The organism is Spirochaetae bacterium HGW-Spirochaetae-1, assembly GCA_002839375.1.
In the GTDB taxonomy this organism is placed as follows: domain Bacteria; phylum Spirochaetota; class UBA4802; order UBA4802; family UBA5550; genus PGXY01.
Genome location: PGXY01000007.1, coordinates 351588 through 370177, shown reverse-complemented (window position 1 = coordinate 370177; position 18590 = coordinate 351588). Strand labels below are relative to the sequence as shown.

The 18590-nt window shown below is 40.4% G+C and carries 18 protein-coding genes; 6 read left to right on the top strand and 12 right to left on the bottom strand.

Features of this window, described 5'->3' with window-relative positions; genetic code table 11:
• Window positions 1-119: 119 nt before the first annotated feature.
• On the bottom strand, window positions 120-1292 hold the full coding sequence (locus tag CVV44_15175; GenBank protein ID PKL37683.1) for an aromatic hydrocarbon degradation protein: 1173 nt from the start codon (window positions 1290-1292) through the stop codon (window positions 120-122).
• Window positions 1293-2014: 722 nt separating this feature from the next.
• Between CVV44_15175 and CVV44_15170 the strand changes: the two genes are divergently transcribed.
• Window positions 2015-2926 carry a hypothetical protein gene (locus CVV44_15170; protein PKL37682.1) on the top strand — a complete coding sequence of 304 codons (912 nt, stop codon included), beginning with the start codon at window positions 2015-2017 and terminating at the stop codon, window positions 2924-2926.
• Between the two features lie 222 nt (window positions 2927-3148).
• On the opposite strand, the gene CVV44_15165 is transcribed toward CVV44_15170, so the two are convergent.
• Window positions 3149-4027 (bottom strand): hypothetical protein, encoded by an 879-nt coding sequence (locus CVV44_15165; protein ID PKL37681.1) that lies wholly within the window; start codon window positions 4025-4027, stop codon window positions 3149-3151.
• 377 nt (window positions 4028-4404) lie between these two features.
• Between CVV44_15165 and CVV44_15160 the strand changes: the two genes are divergently transcribed.
• Window positions 4405-6645, top strand: a complete 2241-nt coding sequence (locus tag CVV44_15160; GenBank protein ID PKL37680.1) for a hypothetical protein — start codon at window positions 4405-4407, stop codon at window positions 6643-6645.
• Here the strand turns inward: CVV44_15160 and CVV44_15155 are convergent.
• The 6 genes from CVV44_15155 to CVV44_15130 form a co-directional block, all read right to left on the bottom strand.
• On the bottom strand, window positions 6631-7758 hold the full coding sequence (locus tag CVV44_15155) for a dTDP-4-amino-4,6-dideoxygalactose transaminase (protein PKL37679.1): 1128 nt from the start codon (window positions 7756-7758) through the stop codon (window positions 6631-6633). The genes CVV44_15160 and CVV44_15155 overlap by 15 nt on opposite strands.
• A gap of 95 nt (window positions 7759-7853) precedes the next feature.
• A complete protein-coding gene (locus tag CVV44_15150; GenBank protein PKL37678.1) occupies window positions 7854-8246 on the bottom strand; it encodes a DNA-binding protein in 393 nt (130 codons plus the stop codon).
• Window positions 8236-8541: a nucleotidyltransferase domain-containing protein gene (locus tag CVV44_15145; GenBank protein PKL37677.1), complete on the bottom strand. Its 306-nt coding sequence runs from the start codon at window positions 8539-8541 to the stop codon at window positions 8236-8238. The genes CVV44_15150 and CVV44_15145 overlap by 11 nt, the downstream gene beginning before the upstream one ends.
• A gap of 77 nt (window positions 8542-8618) precedes the next feature.
• Complete coding sequence (locus tag CVV44_15140; protein ID PKL37676.1) at window positions 8619-9482, bottom strand: hypothetical protein; 864 nt, start codon at window positions 9480-9482, stop codon at window positions 8619-8621.
• A gap of 2 nt (window positions 9483-9484) precedes the next feature.
• Window positions 9485-10333, bottom strand: coding sequence for a hypothetical protein (locus CVV44_15135; protein ID PKL37675.1), 849 nt, complete (start codon window positions 10331-10333; stop codon window positions 9485-9487).
• 20 nt (window positions 10334-10353) lie between these two features.
• Entirely contained in the window at window positions 10354-10713 is a 360-nt protein-coding gene (locus tag CVV44_15130) for a hypothetical protein (protein ID PKL37674.1), read from the bottom strand.
• A 257-nt stretch (window positions 10714-10970) separates the two neighbouring features.
• On the opposite strand from CVV44_15130, the gene CVV44_15125 reads away from it, so the two are divergent.
• The 4 genes from CVV44_15125 to CVV44_15110 are packed head-to-tail and all read left to right on the top strand — an operon-like array spanning window position 10971 to window position 15547.
• Window positions 10971-11897 (top strand): hypothetical protein, encoded by a 927-nt coding sequence (locus CVV44_15125; GenBank protein ID PKL37673.1) that lies wholly within the window; start codon window positions 10971-10973, stop codon window positions 11895-11897.
• A gap of 11 nt (window positions 11898-11908) precedes the next feature.
• A complete protein-coding gene (locus CVV44_15120) occupies window positions 11909-13561 on the top strand; it encodes a hypothetical protein (protein ID PKL37672.1) in 1653 nt (550 codons plus the stop codon).
• Window positions 13546-14343 (top strand): hypothetical protein, encoded by a 798-nt coding sequence (locus CVV44_15115; protein ID PKL37671.1) that lies wholly within the window; start codon window positions 13546-13548, stop codon window positions 14341-14343. The genes CVV44_15120 and CVV44_15115 overlap by 16 nt, the downstream gene beginning before the upstream one ends.
• A gap of 22 nt (window positions 14344-14365) precedes the next feature.
• Window positions 14366-15547: a hypothetical protein gene (locus CVV44_15110; GenBank protein ID PKL37670.1), complete on the top strand. Its 1182-nt coding sequence runs from the start codon at window positions 14366-14368 to the stop codon at window positions 15545-15547.
• Between the two features lie 18 nt (window positions 15548-15565).
• Here the strand turns inward: CVV44_15110 and CVV44_15105 are convergent, their stop codons facing one another.
• The 4 genes from CVV44_15105 to CVV44_15090 form a co-directional block, all read right to left on the bottom strand.
• Window positions 15566-16483 (bottom strand): glycosyl transferase, encoded by a 918-nt coding sequence (locus CVV44_15105; protein PKL37669.1) that lies wholly within the window; start codon window positions 16481-16483, stop codon window positions 15566-15568.
• Entirely contained in the window at window positions 16480-17184 is a 705-nt protein-coding gene (locus tag CVV44_15100; protein PKL37863.1) for a hypothetical protein, read from the bottom strand. Before CVV44_15100 ends, CVV44_15105 begins: the two co-directional genes overlap by 4 nt.
• Before the next feature lie 81 nt (window positions 17185-17265).
• On the bottom strand, window positions 17266-18153 hold the full coding sequence (rfbA, locus tag CVV44_15095) for a glucose-1-phosphate thymidylyltransferase (GenBank protein PKL37668.1): 888 nt from the start codon (window positions 18151-18153) through the stop codon (window positions 17266-17268).
• 64 nt (window positions 18154-18217) lie between these two features.
• Window positions 18218-18586: a hypothetical protein gene (locus CVV44_15090; protein PKL37667.1), complete on the bottom strand. Its 369-nt coding sequence runs from the start codon at window positions 18584-18586 to the stop codon at window positions 18218-18220.
• Window positions 18587-18590: the final 4 nt, after the last annotated feature.

Below are 18590 nucleotides of genomic sequence, written 5' to 3'. Positions count from 1 at the left end.
ATCGATCTATGGGCCTTATAGGTACGGACAGGTCGCGACCTGTCCGTACCTATAAGGCAAAAAAGGGGTATCCCGGAAAGCTACCCCTTTTTGTATTGCTTGTTGATTAAAGCAGATAATTAGAATTTGTATCCTACACCTGCATCAAGTGAATACTGGGTCATTTTCACTTTGCCTAAAGCACCGACGGCCAGTGATGCTTCAGGTGCGAACATCGCGCCAAGATTTACTTCAAGTTTTTCTGAGAGGTTCAGGCCAAGACCTCCCGTAATATGCCATTCGGTAATGGCGGGAAAAGCGGCATTCACGCCGTACTGATTGGCGTCCTTGGAAGATGACGGTACGGGGCTCTTGCCGTAGTTGACTCCAGCCCGGACCGTGACGAGAGGTATAACTGCGTATTGAACGCCGACCTTGTATACAATCTGGTCTTCCCAGTCCATATCCATGTTGCCGCCGGTAAAGGCGGGCTTATTGTTGCCGTTCGTTTCGGACCACTGGATCCACTGAAGATCGAAGGCGATGATGAGGCCCTTTATCGGTTCGGCGCTCACCCCGGCAGTAAGGTTCATGGGCTGGTTAAAGTCCATAGAGTTTTCAGTTACCGTGCCGCCGTCGATGTACTGGTTGAATTTGAAATTCTGGAACCAGCTTGTCGATTCATATACGAAGCCTATGGTAACCATTTCGATTGGTTTTACCTGCACGCCTAGAGTGAATCCTCCCCCGAAGGCCGAAGCGCCCATATCGGACATCTGACCGCCACCAAGATTCATGGAATATTCCATAGTGGCGTACATGATATTTGCGGTCGCGCCGACGGAAATCATATCCATGATTTTGTAGGCAACGCCGGGAGTGAAACGCATCAGTGAATAGGAGGTATACATGATCATGCTCATGGCAGACAGATTGAAATCAACACCCATGCCTGAAACACCGTATGCCCCTACACCGAAGCTGAGATTGTCAATAGCAGTCGGAATAATAAGCCCGAAAGCCGGGACCGGTGAGGCTCCTTTGTCCGAGTCGATATCGCCGCCACCGGTTTCCAGTGTTACAAAAGGAGAAAAATACGTAGCACCAAAATCGATCCTTCCTTTCAGATCTACCATGCCGGCAGGATTCGTCAGAGTGGAAGCTCCATCAAGGGTGGCACTGACGCCTACGCCCCCCATGGCCCTCTGTACGGGTCCGAAACCTATGAGCCGCATACCATTTGTAGCAAATGCGTTGCTTGCAATCAGCAGCGATAAGACGGATAGTAAACTCATAACCTTATACTTCTTCATTTTACACCTCTTTAATTTAAATATTATTTTAACAGGAATACACTTTTATCCCTGAATTATTTTGAATAAATGATTATATATAGTCTGCTCATTGTCAGGACTGATTTTGATTTGGGTTTAGAATGATTATTTAATTCATTTTGCCGGACTTATAAATAATAACCTTTGTTCCGGCTTAGACCTATCAATTGAAAAAAACAAAACGAGAATCCGAAGATGTGAAGCTTATTGCAAATAAATTCAATAAAATCAATTCTATTAAGACAGATACGGTATAATCTATATTAAAAAGGCATCATAATAAAGATAAAAAAAACTATATAATCTATATTATAGAATATAGAAAGTATCTTCACGTGTCAATATAAAATTTATGGTCAGTAAAGTTTTTTAATCATATCTCATAGTACTGATACCGCGATACGAAATCAACATATCCTGGATTTTGTATCAGTGAGAATAATGTTATTTATTAAAGAAAGATCAGGCTATACGGGAACTCGGCAAATATTTCCCAGTATTGTTTTAAAACCTGATTTAAGGTTTCCAGTCTGCCCCGTTATAGCAAAAAATAATTGCAATAAAAGATGAATCACGCCATGCTCGTCCCATATTAAGAGCTATATAAATTTACGGCGCAGCCTTCTTTCACCCGTACAGACGCGATTAATCGCGTCTATACGGCAGAGGGAGGGAGTCAGGCGCAATCACAGGAAGGATACATGAAACAGAGCATTCAAAAATCAATCGTACCGGCCATGGGAATAATCACCATGCTGGCCTGCATGTTTTTATCGACGCAAAATCTTTTTGCCGAAGCCCTGTTTTTGAAAGACGGGACTATCATGGAAGGGACAGTCACGGGAGAAACCGACAAGACCGTATCTTTTAAGGGGAAAAATAACATTAAAATGGAAATTCCGGCAGATTCGGTGCTCCGGGTCCTGGAAGGGGAAGATTATAAAGTACAGTATGAGTTTTTCATGAACGATAATACCCGGATGAAGGCCTATATTGTTGATGAGGACGAGACTGCCTACACCGTGCGGAAGGAGCTTTCCTCTTCTGATGAAACAGTGATTAAAAAGGATTCGGTTTACACCGTAGTGGATGAGAAGAACCGGGCGAGGAAGATGAAGGTGAAGCACAGGCAGATGGTTTCCGGAGAGAAAAAGTATTATTCGCCGAAGACGGCCATGTGGATTTCGTTGATTCCCATGTACAGCGGGAGTCTCTGGGCGGGAACCAAACCGGTAATGGGAATGACTTTTGCCGTTTCAAAGAGCATTTTTTTCTTTACTCCCCTTGTCGTACCAATGATAGGAACTGTTTCCAAATCGGATTCCGGTATGAGTAATAATTCAGTAGTAGATAGATATTTTAAGAGAAAGACGTATCAGATATGGGCCATCACTTCGGCGTCAATATGGCTGGCCCTGACTATCGGAGACATGATCTATTCATATAAGTATATTGATAAGCTCAATGAAGAAAACGGTTTGAATTCCGTAGCGGAACAAAGAATATCAGTATCGTTTTTCTCGCGGGTTTCCATGGCAACTCAGAGGAATGAGAGGGCGCGGGAAATAGGTCCGTATGAAGGATTTGATGCTGCGGTTTCGTTAAGATTTTAAAATGAATATGTTATCACAAAACCGTTATATTGGAGACCTTGCTTTCGTAGATTATAATCTTCCTGTAAAGTTTTCTATTTTTCTTCCTTAACTGATATAACAGGGATTATTTACAAAAACTCTGTTTTTTTACCCGTCGCCTTTATAGCTCAATGCAAGCATATAAAAAAATCCGCCCTCGGGAGGAGGGCGGATTTTTTTGTAATTTAAATGGAAAAGAGCTTATATTGACGCAAATCCCAGATGGTATTTCACGCCAACGCGATAAATAGCACCGCCGGAAACAACCGGGTATGCCATTGTGTTTGTTCCGAGAACTGGTATTGCATCAGCGTCTTTAACGGTTTCCGCTTTGCTCATACCGGCAACAAACTGATACTCCATTTCAACAAAGACGAAAAGGTTGTCATACACTTCTGCATCAACACCAAGAAGATAGTTGAGGCCAACACCGAAGTTATCAAATGTAACTTTGGTATCAATGGCGCCATTAGCATCACCGGTAAATAATTGATAAGCCTGGGCAGGGGCCTTTACTTTAAGAGACCATGTACCTTTGGCCATGGTGATACCCATTCCCATATAGATGTTATATTTGCCTTCGCTGATGGGAATATTGAGACCTAACTGAATAGGAATGGCCCATGAGGAATATTCCCATGTTTGGGACTGCTTGGCATCGATAAGACCCAATGCAGAAACAGTTCCATTTGTTCCATCATATTTCCATGACGTTTTCGTCATGCCGAAATTACTGTTATAGTTGAATCCGGTCCTGACGAAGAGGTAATTGAGCATATCGTAACGTGCATTGATGGCGAAATCGAAAGCTGTGATTGATCCAGCATCTTTGACATTTTTGACGTAGCCCAATTTATCCATTGCAATAAGTGTGTTTTCGGGAATAATCGCCGAGCCGTAATTCGTACCATCGTCATCAATTTTGTCAAGACCATCATTGGATATGGTGTCGCCGAGACTATTACAGTCAAATTTTGTACCAAAACCAACACCCACGGACAGACCGTTTTTGGCGAAGGCAGTTGTGCCGAATGCCAGAGCAATGACCAGTGCCATTAGAAGAATGTTAACTTTCTTCATGTAGTGAGACCTCCATTTTTTTATTTATTATATACTTTAAATGATAGCGTAAAAAGAACATACGCTAGCAGTGATTTAGCCATACGTAAATTATAAAGTCAATCTTTTTTGTAACAAAAATAACCAAAAATTTGAATGTATTTGTTTAAATATGCACAAAAAGAGACATAATGTTGTTTAAATATTAATTAAATGATTAATATTATGTGGTTGTTTTGATATTCAATGCTCGATAAAAAAGTTTTTAATAATTAATTTTTCAATCCAGTGAGATTATAAGAAATATCTGTTCATTTTTTCTTGACAGTATAAAAATATCATGGAGTTATTATCGACTCGATCGTATTATTTTTGTTAAGAAGGAGTGCTGCTATACAATGGAACTGCTTAAGAAGGGCGTGTTTGTTTTTTCAATACTACTCTGCGTTATCGTTATTTTTTTCATGTACACACGCCCCATTGGTGATGGCGATACATGGTGGCACATGTCCTATGGCAAATATCTTCTCGAAAATAAAACATTGATACCGGATCATACCATATACACATGGACAAAGGCGACAAACGATATTATTTATTGTGCATGGCTGCCCGAGATATGTTTCTATAAATTATATCAATGGGGGGGGGTCAATGCCCTGTATGCGTTGCGCTATATAATCCCGCTGCTTTCCCTGTTTTTATTTGTCTGGGCAGCCATCAAAACAGGGGTAGCTTTTCATCCCCTTTCAGGATTGACCGGGCTTGTTTCTCTGCTCATTGCAGGAATTGGAGCAACATTGATTAAGCCGGAGATAATTTCTTTTTTATTCATGTTTATAACGGTCTTTCTGTGGTGGTTTATCAGGGTTGAGGGGAAGAAATATTATAAAGCTGTATACCTGTTTCCCGTAATCATGCTCCTGTGGGTCAACACTCATGGCGCTTTTATATTCGGTTTTCCTTTCCTCGGGCTTGTCCTTCTCGGAGATATTATAAATTCTCGGTTTAATCCAACAGAGGCCCTCGAAGCAGAGGTACGGAAACATCTTTTAATAGCGTTCATTCTCTCGGGAATAGCTTTATTTATAACGCCTTATGGGTGGAAATATCCTGTACAGTTATTCCAAATGACGTTTCAGTATGATGCGGTATCCGGGGATTTTGAGAGAATATCCGCATACAGCGCCACTTTTGGAATTACAAACCCAACACTTTATATTATCATCTCGCTTTTGGTGACATTGTATGCTTTTATTGCCGTTAAGAAAACTAAAAAGTATGATTTTGCTATTATTTTAACAAACTTGTTTTATATCGCGCTGTATCTCAAGTTTTTACGGACCACTTTTTTCTGGGCTCCTGTCTTTGCATTCAATACCCTGTATATGCTGGCCGATGACGCTTTGATTGCGAAAATTAAACGCAAGGCTGTCGTGTGGGTTTACATCATCATCGTAGTGCTGATCAGTCTCGATCAGGTCCGCTGGACCGTTTACAATGCCCTGTTTACCCCTCCGAGGGAACAGTGGCTGGGACTGGGAAATGGCTATATTAACTCCATGGATGAAACGGAATTTATAAAACAGAATTATTCAGCTTATAAAATAGGCAATGTATATAATAACGGCGGTTATATGCTCTGGAGGCTGGGGCCGGATGTTAAAATAATGATCGATCCGCGTTATTTTCCTTTTAAGGATATGTACAGGGAATTTTTAGATTTCGATAGCGGTAAAAGCATTGAATCCTTTGTTAAAAAGTATCCCTTTGATGTAATTAATCTTCAATATATGAATCAGGTACTCATTACCTATTTTTACGAATCTGCGGATTGGAAACTGGCCTACTACGGCCCTTCAGGGCCGGTATTCGTAAAGAAGGAAGTGCCGCTGCCTCAAAACAGTATTGTCCGGGGATCATCATTGGGAAACATAAAGAACCTTCATAGCGCGGCAGAGGCATGCGCTTTTGCTCTGAGCATTCGGGACTGGGAGGGTGTGCAAATAATATTTACCAGTATGAGTCGGCGGTTTGGACTGGCGGATCAGGTGGAAGTCGTCCAGAAGATGGGCGACTATATAAAAGGTGTTGTGGCCTATTATAACCGTGATTACTCCAACGCAATCGGGATATTTGAAAACGTATCCGATACGGTTTTTGTGGATAAATATCTGCTTATATCTATGTATTACCATAAAGCCGTTGAATCATGGACTGGAAATATTGACCGCAAAGCGCTTGAATATGTCAATAAGGCCCTGGAGAAGGAATCCGATGACCTGTACGGTGCGTATAACTATGGCATTATCAACTATTGGATTTGGAAAAATACAGAAACAGAGCCCGGAACCGGCGCATCGTTGCCTGGTTCAATTTTTAATGCCGGCAACAGCGTATTTTCCCCGGCTCCTTTGTCGGAGATGAAGACAGGAGATGTTAATTCAATCAAAAACACAAAATGGTATAAGGCTCTTGAATTTTTTATGGAGAAAACTGAAGGCGTAAGGAGCGCAGCCGGGGCGCGAATGATAGTGCAGGGTGTTTTGAAGGGAACATATACCGGCAAACCGCCCCTTATATATCCGCCCGAACCGGCTGTTATCGGTGATCCTTTTAAAAAGTTAAGCGAAAAATGATTGCACATTATCAATGACTTTATGTATTTCTTCATTTGTTAATTGATAATACATGGGCAGCCGCACAAGCCGGTCGCTTTCCTTCGTGGTGTAGCAGTCCTCGCCGTGCATGCGCCCATATTTACGACCGGCCTGGGAGCTGTGCAGAGGCACATAGTGAAACACACTGTATATGCCCTTTTCACGGAGAAATTTAATAATCGCGTCTCGCTCTTTAAGATCTCTTACCTTAATATAAAAAATATGACCGTTGTGCTTGCAGTGTTCCGGGATACGAGGCAGTTCGATGTGTCCCTTATCTTCAAGGGGAGTAAGCCCTTTATAATACAGGTCCCAGCTTTTCAACCGGTCCTTCATGATCGTTTCAGCCTGTTCAAGCTGCGCGTATAAAAAGGCCGAGGTGAGTTCTGAAGGGATATAGGATGATCCCGTATCCACCCAGGAATACTTGTCTATCTCGCCGCGCCAGAACTTAGAGCGGTTTGTTCCCTTTTCCCTGAGAATTTCGGCCCGTTCAAAGTATGCGGGATCATTAATGATCATGGCGCCCCCTTCGCCGCACTGAAGGTTCTTGGTCTCATGAAAGCTGAAGCAGCCGAAGAGCCCAAAGGTTCCCAGGGGTTTGCCCTTGTATGAACAGAGGATCGCCTGGGCCGAGTCCTCGATGATCGGCAGATTGTGGCGACGGGCAATGTCCATGATGGCCTCCATCTCACAGCCAACTCCCGCGTAGTGCACCGGCAGGATGGCCCTGGTGCGGCCCGTTATAGCCTCTTCAATGAGATTTTCGTTTATGTTTAAAGTATCGGGCCGTATGTCTACAAAGACCGGTGTTGCGCCGCGCATGGTGGCGCAGGTGGCCGTGGCCGGGAAGGTGAAGGAGGGAACTATCACCTCGTCGCCGGGCCTCAGGTCGATGAGGATGCACGACATGTCCAGGGCATGGGTGGCCGAGGGAGTCATGAGGCTTCGTGATCCGGGGAATACATTGTCGAACCATGCATGGCATTTTTTAGTGAATTCGTTGTCGCCTGCGAAGATGCCGTTTTCAATGACTTTTTTCAGGTATTGTTCTTCCTTTCCGGTCACACAGGGTTTGTTGAAGGGTATCATGGCTGCTCCAATAGTTTTAAAATACTTTCCTGTTATCAAAAAAAGATATCACAGGAAGGGCGCGAAGATCGTGAAGAGATGTTTCGTTTTATGTTTCATGCGGCATTCAGGTAGTCAGATACGGATTGTTTAACTTTCATTAATATATCAAAACATTTATTACAGATTATTTTATCGGGAATAAAATCCGGGAGAGCGCTTCCTCCGGGGTATTTCGAAGGAAGGTATATTGAGTCAATCAAGTCAATTTCATCGTCATCTATTTTAACCATTATACTGTTGTCCTTCAATAGAGAGACCAATTCATTTATACTATGAGTCCTCTTAAGCCTGGTGCCAGTATCCAGTAATAATGCCTTTAGATATTTTTCAATAACCTGTTGAATATTCTGCAATGCCGGATTATATAGCTCGCTTGTGATAAGGATTTCAGCTGCATCCACATTATCTTGCGCATAAGCGAGCCAGGAGGCGGTTTCACCTTTCATAGATGACAGTACCATGGTTGATTTCATCTAAAAAGGATGATTCTTTGCCTGCCTTTAACGGAATTATATCAATAGGCAATATTTTTGATATTTTTCTCAGCTGTTTCCTGTATTTCAACGCGAGGGTCAGGTAGTCATCATCACTATCTTCAAATAAAGCTACATCTATATCCCCGGGATTTTCAGTTTTAAAAAATGATCCGAAGACGATTATTTTTTTCACTTCTTTATTGGTCTTAAGTGAGGAGATAATGTCTTCTTTAATCATTTCTTTTTCCGTAGTATTTAAATACATGCCAGCCTCTTAATTTATTCCGGTGATGTGGATAAGTATACCAAGGATATTAATTATAAGAATAAATTTCAAGCAATTTAACTTTTTACCTTCATGGCTACAACGGAAATGCTGCCGCCGAGGCGCGGCTTCAGCCGCCGGGTGAGGAAAAACTCCAGTTTTGTTATATAATATAATATTCCGTTTATCACCGGGTTTATTTTTATTTCATGCTGTCGATCTTCTACCATGTCTCTGTTGATGAATCTTCGAATGAAGAGCAGGGGAATTATGAAAGTGAAAAAATGCCGTGTTTCAATGATCTCGAATCCCGATGCAGTGAAAATGGAGCGTATCCTTTTCAGGTCGTATCGTCGTTTGTGACGGGCCAGTACGTCTTCGGAGTTCCAGAGCCACCGGTGGGCCGGGACGGTTATGATTACCTGGCCGTCATTTTTCAGCATCCCGTGGATTTTTTTCAGTGCCCCGGTATCATTATCAAAATGCTCTATTACGTCGAAGGCGCAAACGGTGTCAAAGTGCTCCCGGAATGGCGGATTGAAAATATCGAACTGGTATAATTCACACAGGCCGTGCCCGCGGGCCATACGCAGACCTTCGATGTGCAGCTCTCCTGCCGCTATAGAATATCCCCGGCTCCGGAGCATGTTGGAAACATTTCCGGTTCCGGCACCCACCTCTATGATTTTATTGTTTTTCGATATATATCGGTCAAAGAGGTCGGCAATATATTCCTTTCGGTTCAGGAACCAGAAGTGGCTGTTCTCAATTTTATAAAGGGAATGCAGGCCATCCTGGGGATAGTCCCGATTATCATGGGCCATATCCGGCTCAAAGATTATTATGGAATTCATCGTTTTTGCCGTATATCCGCATTCGCCGCATCGGTATATATCACCAGCGGTTTGTATTTGAATATAGCAGCGTGGACAGACTACCATCGTTATTTTTTCCTGGCTGTTATAAAGAAGCCGCTGGCGATGTTATGCGCCATGGGATGATGGATTAGAATTATATCCAAAAATTTCAGAGGAAAGGTCAGGAGCATGATGATAATATAAAGGATCAAATGCAGTTTTTTCGAGCCAAACGAAAGGACGAGGGCCAGCCACTCCTGCAGTATCCAGAGCAGGCCGCTGGTGGGGCCGCCGCCTACTTTCATGTCGATGAGATCAAAATTTTCGAATAAGGTTTTCAATCCTTCAGTAGTCAGACGGGTATAGTCTCCGGGGCTTGCGTGGAAGCCGACAATGAAAGGCATATAACAGCATACCATACCGCCCGGTTTCAGGATGCGGTGCATGTCCTGTACGGCCTTTTCAGGGTGGGGAACATGCTCGAGAGCGGCCAGGGTTATGACGCAGTCCACTGAGTTGTCACTGAAGGGGATGTTGAGCATGTCGCAGGTGAGATCGACGTTTTCATAGGGGAAGAGGTCAATGTTGGAGATGTTATCGGAGATATTGCTGTTGCCGCTGCCCAGGTTTATGGCGACGATGTCGTTATGCGCGATATATTTTTGTATAAAGTGTTTATGATGTGCAAAACTGAAAACAGGACTTGCCAGCCATATCATAAAATTATATATTTTAGCGAAGGGTTTTAAGGCATGTTTGATGCCATCCAGAGTGTCATGTATTGCAGGATTCTTTTCAACAAAATAGAACCTTTTCCCGTTTTTCAGATAAATCATTTTGCACGCGTGGCATTCAATGGAATTTTCTTTCATCAGCAATTGATCACTTCCGCACGCTGGACATTGAAGAATGTTTTCCGGAATCGGCTTGCTCATGTTTATCTCACGTCGCTTTATTATCTGCTGCTTATAATTATGCCTATAATAATGAATATCAGGCCGGAAATTTTTGACAGGGTCATCTGTTCGTGGAATAAAAATGATGAGAGAACAAGTATCGCAATATAGGACAGACTGGTGAAAGGGAAAGCATAGCTCAGCTCGAATTTGGTCATGGCGGCTATCCACGAAAGGCCTGATATGAAGGTCAACACTATGCAGATGAATACATAGGGATCAAAAAGCGATGTAATCAGGAAAATCAGTTTTTCGGATATGGTTGTCGGCAAATGACCAAGTATTGTCATGCGCCATTTTAATAAAACCTGACTGATTATCACGCATGCGATGGATATTATAATATATATGTGGGACATTGATTTATTTTCTGTGTTAAAATATGTATCTTTAATGCAAACACTTACATATTAGTGGAAATATTCAAGAGAAAAAATGTCTTGAAATAATAAAATCATTTTTCAGGTATTCTTGATATGGCCGACAAATTATTATCCTCGTAATTGAATTTCCATTCCATGGAGTTTAAATTTATTTTATCTATGGAATAATTCTTGACTTTTATTTTTTTAAATCATTCTTTTAATATTTAAATAATTCACAGTGATGGTGTACTATGTGGGAACCTCAATTCGATGCTATTATTCCAACTTTGAAAAAAACAGATTTTCCTGTTGAAGTCCTGGTCGAAACGACGGCCTATTGTAATCTGAAATGTTCTATGTGTCCGCAAAAGACCTTGAAAAGAGCCAAAGGAGAAATGTCCTTTGATACCTTTAAAAAAATTGTTGATGAGATCGCACGTGAGAGTCCGGATACACGGTTATGGCTTGCTATTATGGGTGAAGCGCTTTTGCTGGGAGATAAACTTATCGAAATGATTTTATATGCAAAAAAGGCCGGTGTAATAAATATACATCTTAACACAAATGCAGTTTTAATGAAACCGGATTTGTGTGAAAAACTGATTATGGCCGGTGTAAGCGAAATAATAATCGGTATAGATTCATATAGAGAAGAGACCTATGATAAAATCAGGGTGGGAGGGGATTTAACCACAGTCGTTGAAAATATCAAGTATCTGCTGGATGTTATTAAAGAGCGGAAATTAAGCCAGCCTCGGTTGTACCTTCAATATATCTTAATGGATGAAAATGAGGAAGAGTTCGAGGACTTCAAACAATTCTGGCTGAATCTCGGGGCCAAACTTAAAGTGCGTCCTAAAATCGGTTGGGGCACTGCTGTAGACACGCATCGTTCACTTAATCTTCCTCCTGCGGCTCGGACTTTCCCATGCCCAATGCTCATACGTAATTGTGCAATACACTGGAACGGCAATTTTGCACATTGCAGCGATGCCGATTTCGAAGGTGAATACAGTCCAGGGAATATTAAAAACATGTCGATTAAGGAAGTGTGGAACGGGGAGCTTGCAAAAAGAAGGGAACAGCACTGGAAAGGAGATTTTAGCCATGATTTGTGCAAAAACTGCCGTGATTGGCAAACAGGGCGTTCTCTTTTTTTTGAACCTGAAGCCCGGTGATCGTTACTGACATGATCAATGCATTAGTCGTATCAGGAGGTGGTTTTTCAGGTCTTGCTATCATCAAGGGCTTGATTAAATCCGAATTTATCAGAACAATTCTCATTGATTGTTATGAAGAAAATACCAGCAGATATTTTGTTGATGTATTTTATCAGGCCCCATTAATTAAGGATGAGGATGTTTTCATTGATTTTCTTCAGGATATCTGTGAAAAGGAATCAATAAACATAATCTTCCCATCCATGGAGTATGAACTGCGCCTTTTATCTTTGCAAAAAAGATATTTTGAATCGAAAAATATTCATGTTGCCGTGTCGTCTTCTGCTCTGCTTGGAACATTGCAGGATAAACGATTGCTTAAACAATTTCTCATGGATGAAGGATTGCCGTTCATACCTGAGATTGATATTGATAATGTAGAAAGATTGCCTGTTATCGGGAAGCCTTTATCTGGTTTTGGAGGAAAAGGCTTTATTGAAATACATCATGAAAGTGATTTGATTAATTACAGTATTGATAAACTGAAAAAGGATTATATTTTTCAGCCATTGCTTCAAAATTTTTTAGAGTATTCAATAGATTTTGCAGTTAATAGTCAAACCATAGCGTCAGATCCTGTCATCAGAAGACGGAACCGGACATCGGGGGGATTTGCGATTATCTCCGAGTCTGTTTTTGATGAGGACCTGCAAAATCTGGCAAATCATTTAATTTTAAAGCTGGTGTCTCGTGGCGCAATTGGTCTTTTCAATTTTCAAATTTTGAAAACTGATGATTATGTTTACATTTCGGATATCAATCCCCGAGTGGGAACTTCGATGGTCTTTACTTATGGTGTCGCAATTAACCTGCCTCTTTTCTTTTGCTCATCCATTGATGGAAAATTTTTAAAGTTTGGTTCATCGGTACACTTAAATGATAGAAAAAGCATGATCATGGTGCGATATCTTGAAGAGATGTATTATTTCAGAGAACCTGCAGGGAATATCAAGGGTGTTGTCTTCGATCTTGATGACACATTGCTGGATCAAAAAAAGTGGATTATGAATAAATTTGAAATTCTCTGGGAAAAACATTCACATATTCTGCCTCCCCGAGAAGATTTTTTATCCCTGGTTTTATGGATGCTTGAGGAGGGTAACAGGAGTAAAACCATAGACGCCGTATGTGACTATCTTTCACTTGAACAAAGTTCAAGAGATATATTTATCGATACATATCGCAGAATTGAACCCGTCGATACTTGCCTTTACAAAGATGCTGAACTGACGCTTGTTGAACTGAAAACGAGAGGCTATAAGCTCGCTTTACTAACTGATAATCCACCTGATTCACAGAAACAGAAACTTCGTGTATCCGGGCTTGAATCTTTATTTGATGCCGTTGTTTTTACGCGTGAATGCGGTAAAGAAAAACCGGATAAAGGAGCTTTTTTAAATATTGCTGGTAAAATGTGCATTGATGCTGCCAATCTTGCTATGGTCGGAGATAATCTTTTTAGGGATATTGCCGGAGCGGCTGATGCCGGGTTTCGGCTTAAGTACTGGATACAGCGTGATGGGACTTTTTTTAATTTTTCTGAACAAAATTATCTAAAACTTGGAAGACCATCGTATAGAAAAATCGGATCGCTGCGGGAGTTGTTGTGGGAACTGACATAAAACAAAAAAAGATGCTGCAGATTGATCCGCCAGGTACATGGTGTCTGAATGAAACATTTTTCCAATTGATTGGGAAAATTTGTCCTCACTCCTTTATCGAAGTCGGTCCCGGAGAAGGTCACCTTTCTGCCAGATTATGCAATAAATCGATTAAAGGATATGGTATTGATTTTTCTCAAGCCATGATTGAAATCCTGAAAAAAAACATGCAGGAGTATATCGATAGAGGGGTGTATTCAATTATCGAAGCCGATGTGATGACAGGTAGCCATGGTGTCGAAGCAGACCTGGTATTTAGCATGCTGGTGATGGAACATTTGGAAGATGATTTACTGTTTCTTGATCGACTGAAAATGTTGGCGAGAAATAATGGTTATATCATTATCGCCGTGCCGGGACGTGTTGATAAATGGGGTATTGAGGATGAAGTATATGGTCACTATAGGAGATATGACAGGAAGGATCTTTTCAGAGTTATGGAAGAAGTTTGTTTGAAAGATATAATAATTAATTCCGTCGGATTTCCTGTTTCTAATATCCTGTTTAATTTAGGTAATCTTATGACCCGGAGAAGCCTTTACGAAGAAATGAATGCTTTTGATATGATGGAGAAAACAAAAAACAGCGGTCTAAAAAATGTTCCTTATAAGACACTCTTCCCGGCATGGGTGAAATTGTTATTGAACAGGTATACAATGTTTCCCGTAGTTAATTTTCAGAAACTGTTCTATCATACAAATCTGGGTTTGACGCTTATTGGTTGCGGACGTGTAAGTGAATAAAACTCTGTAGTAATGCGGGAGAATGCCGATGCTTTCATCATTGAAAAATATTAAATGTTCAAACTGCAACCATACTGACCTTACGGTGTTGAAGTCAATTAACTCTAGAAATGAGCAAATTCTAACATCAGATGCAAAAGTAATAAGTGAAGCAGAAGCGATAAGGACACTGTGTTTACGTTGTGCGTGTATCGAGGTGCATTTTTTCCCTGAAAAAAGATTAAATGATTTTTATCACAAAGAATACTCTTTATCGGAGAAAGTACAGAATCATTTTATCGTTGTAAACAACCAAGTATTCAATAAACATGAGTATATTCTAAACAATCTTTTTTCTAATTTTAGTATTTTTCAACAAAAACAGGGGAATATGCTGGAAATTGCTTGTGGTAAGGGAGAATTGATAAAAAATTTTAGTGAACATTTTCCGGGATGGAATTGTTATGGAATAGATCCATCGATGGACAGTATTCAAAACATTGAATTAAATACTAATATAATCTTTATTAACGATTTTTTTAAAGCATCTTATTTTTCCGACGTAAAGTTTGATGTGATTATCGCTCACGGATTGCTTAACAGGAGTCCCGTGCTCCCTGAATTGTTCAAAATTCGGGAGTGTTCAGATATCGGAACTCTGCTCAGTTTGGAATTTATGGTTCTTGAGGAATCGGAGTGTACACCTTATATATGGGATCATTCCTTTATGTATAAAAAGAGTGTAATGGATGATTATTTAAAGGTTGTTGGTTATGAAATAATATATAAAAGAAATCTTGCTTCAAGCTATCATTATATATGTCGATGCGTATCAGTCCCTGGAAGCAAAAATTCTACAACATTTTCTGAAGATATTATCAGGAGTACTGGTGATATATACTCCTTTCATCAAAAATGGTGGGATGGTATTTTGTCTGGATTCCGGGAAGAGCTTGAAAAAGTGAATGGGGGTAATTTAGCGTTGTTTGGTGCGGGTATGTATAGTGCTATTTTACTGATGAATTCAGGACGATTTAATGATGTAATATTTATTATTGACGAAATAAAGAAAGGAGAAAATTATTTAAATAAAGAGGTGATAAATCTGGAAACTGCCGCTTCAAATGACAAACTGCATGTATTGCTCTGCACAAGACCGGCATATAAATACGCAATAATGGAAAAATTAAAGGATTTTCATATTCCATTTACTTCATTAATGTGAAGCTTCCAGGTTCTGCTATCATTTATAAAAATTTTTTATTACAGTATAGGGACGGTGTTTGGACTGTTCATATATTTTTGCGAGATAAATGCCAAGGATTCCAAGACAGAAGATAACCAGTCCGCCAAAAAACCAGATTGAAATTACAATAGAGGTCCATCCGATAGAAGCACCAAGGAAAATTTTCTGATAAAGCATTCGAATAATAAACAAAGTCGAAATTAGAAGAATGATCAGCCCAAGATAAAATATAGATACAAGCGGTTTTGCACTGAATGATGTTATAGAATTAATAACGAGAGATAACTTTTTTCGAAATGAATAACTCGTCTGCTTTTTGTGTCCTTTGGTTATGTAATATTCTTTCTGGTTATAACCGGCCAGGACACATAAACCGGCAAAAAGAGGGTGCTCTTCGTTATATTGAGAAAGAGACTTGACATACTGTTTTTTCATTAAACGAGCTACTACCAGATTTCTCGTAAGCTTATAATCTGAGAAGTAGTTAAAGAGTGAATAAAAAAGATATCCGAATGTCTTTTCTAAAAAGTAGCCCTTACGGAATTTTTGTACCCCATATATAACATCCAATGTCGTGTCTTCATTTATTTCCTTCCAGAATATCTCCAGCAGTTCAGGTTCTTCTTCAAGGTCCGAATCAATAAGAAAAACATAGTCTCCTTTCGCATGTGACAAACCGGTCATCATAGCTTTATGGTGTCCGAAATTTCTGGAGAGTTCAATTATTTTAATTTTTTTATCATTCTTTTTTTTAAGTGCCATGACTGTCTGTAGCGAATTATCCGGTGAGCCGTCATCAACAAAAATGATCTCGTAGCTTTTTGTGATTGCTTCCGCTGATGCCTTGACCCTGGTATGAAAATCTTTTAGGTAGGGTTCCGAATAATACATAGTCGTAACAATTGAGAGTTTCATATAACTTCCTTAAAACTTTTTAGATACCTATTAGCCTTCGGCCCTTCATTAAAAATCAAATCAATAACACTCACCGCATGTTCAAAAGGGGGATAAAGCTGTGTGTATTCCCTGTAACCGGAATAATTCATCCATGCAAGCGTTATTCCTTCCTGCTGAAATAAATTTTCATCAATATAATCGCGTGCTGCCGGTCCTGAGAGATATTCTGTTGCTTTCGCTTCTTTTAAAATTGAGATTATTTTTTCTGTCTTATCACCTTTAAATGAATATTCACTGGAAAAAGATATTTTTGTGGTTATTCCCAGGATGTTGTTGATGGCCTTTATGAATGAATAATTAATTGCGCTGAGGTTTTTATATGTGCATGTCATGTATGCATTTTCAAAATTGTCGGAATAATCTTTAAAATATTGCGCCTTTGCATAATTTATTTTTATCGTCTTCCAGTGTTTTTTATTCCAATCCTGTTGTATTATTTTTGTGTCCTTAATTTTTTGTGAAAGGCTTTCTTTAAATACGGGAATGCTGAGCCACTGCACACCCTGAACAGTTTTTATTCTGTTGCGGTTTCTCCAATCATTTTTGGTATACTGCACATCATCATAAAGTATGAACTCATCCACCATGTTGATGAGATCAAAATAACCCTTCCAGGGGATATAATTGGATTGCAGTATTGCTACTTTCTTTTGATCCATGATGGTTTTAATGTTCAATCGTTATAAGGGGTTTGGAATTTCATAAAATTTCGTTTGCAATCACTGTGATGTGGTACTTTGTTATTTTCCCCTAATCAGGTTATCCTGCTCGATAATTCTCAATAAATATTTACCATACGATGAATTTTTTATTTTTGAAGCCAGCTTTATGAGATCATTTTTATCGATATACCCCATGCGGTAGGCTACTTCCTCTATACAGGCTATTTTAAGTCCTTGTCTGTGCTCGATAGTCCTGACATACTGTGAAGCCTCTATCATGGCGTCATGTGTCCCCGTATCCAGCCAGGCAAAACCACGCCCCATTACTGTGGCCTTAAGGGATTTATTTTTCAAGTAATATTTTAATACATCGGTAATTTCAGTCTCGTGCCGCCGGGAGGGCTTCAGAATCTTTGCAATGGAGATAACGTTGTTGTCGAAAAAATAAAGGCCGGTTATGGCGTAATTAGACAGGGGCTTATCAGGTTTTTCTTTAATGGATTTGATCTTATATTTTTTATCATACTCAAGAACACCATAGCGTTCAGGGTCATTTACATAATAAGAGAATACCGTCGCGCCCGTCAAATTATCGGCTGCCCTGGTCAGCAGTTCCGGCAGCCCCATGCCGAAGAAAATATTGTCGCCCAGTATAAGGCACACCGGTTCATCGGCAATAAAATCTTCGCCTATAATAAAGGCTTCAGGTATGCCTCGCGGCCTGGCCTGTTCCCTGTAGGTGAGGCTTATTCCCAGGCTGCTGCCGTTTCCCAGAATTTTTTTAAGTATAGGCAAGTCCTCAGGATTGGATATAATCAGGATGTCACGTATACCCGCCAGCATCAGGGTGGACAGGGGATAATAAATCATGGGTTTATCATAGATGGGGAGAAGCTGTTTGCATGCCGTTAATGTTATGGGATAAAGCCGTGTCCCTTTACCTCCGGCAAGGATGATTCCTTTCAATGGTGTATCTCCTTTTATATAATCAGGTATTGTTTGAAAAAGTATACGGGGATGTCAATGTTCTTTAAAACACCTTCAACACTGTCATGACCAGGGTAATAACTATGGGGATAAACCAGGTCATGAAGGTCATGCGTTTTTCCAGGGAATCGAAGCGGATGTCAATAGCGGCAAATTTTGTGTCATTTGCCGCGAATTTGGCATCCACTGCGCCGAATCTTGAGTCAATGGCGTTGAATTTTGCGTCAATTGCGTCAAAACGTGGTTCAAGGCGCGCGAATATCTCATCAATGAGCTTACGGTTGTTCTCTTTCAGGCGTTTTGTCAGGATGTTCTCAAAGCGCTGTTCGCTGATTTCAATGATTTCATCCTTCAGGGCCTTGTAGTCGCTGAAAGAAACCTGTCGGGTGGATTTTTTTGCTTTTTCCGGCATGGGA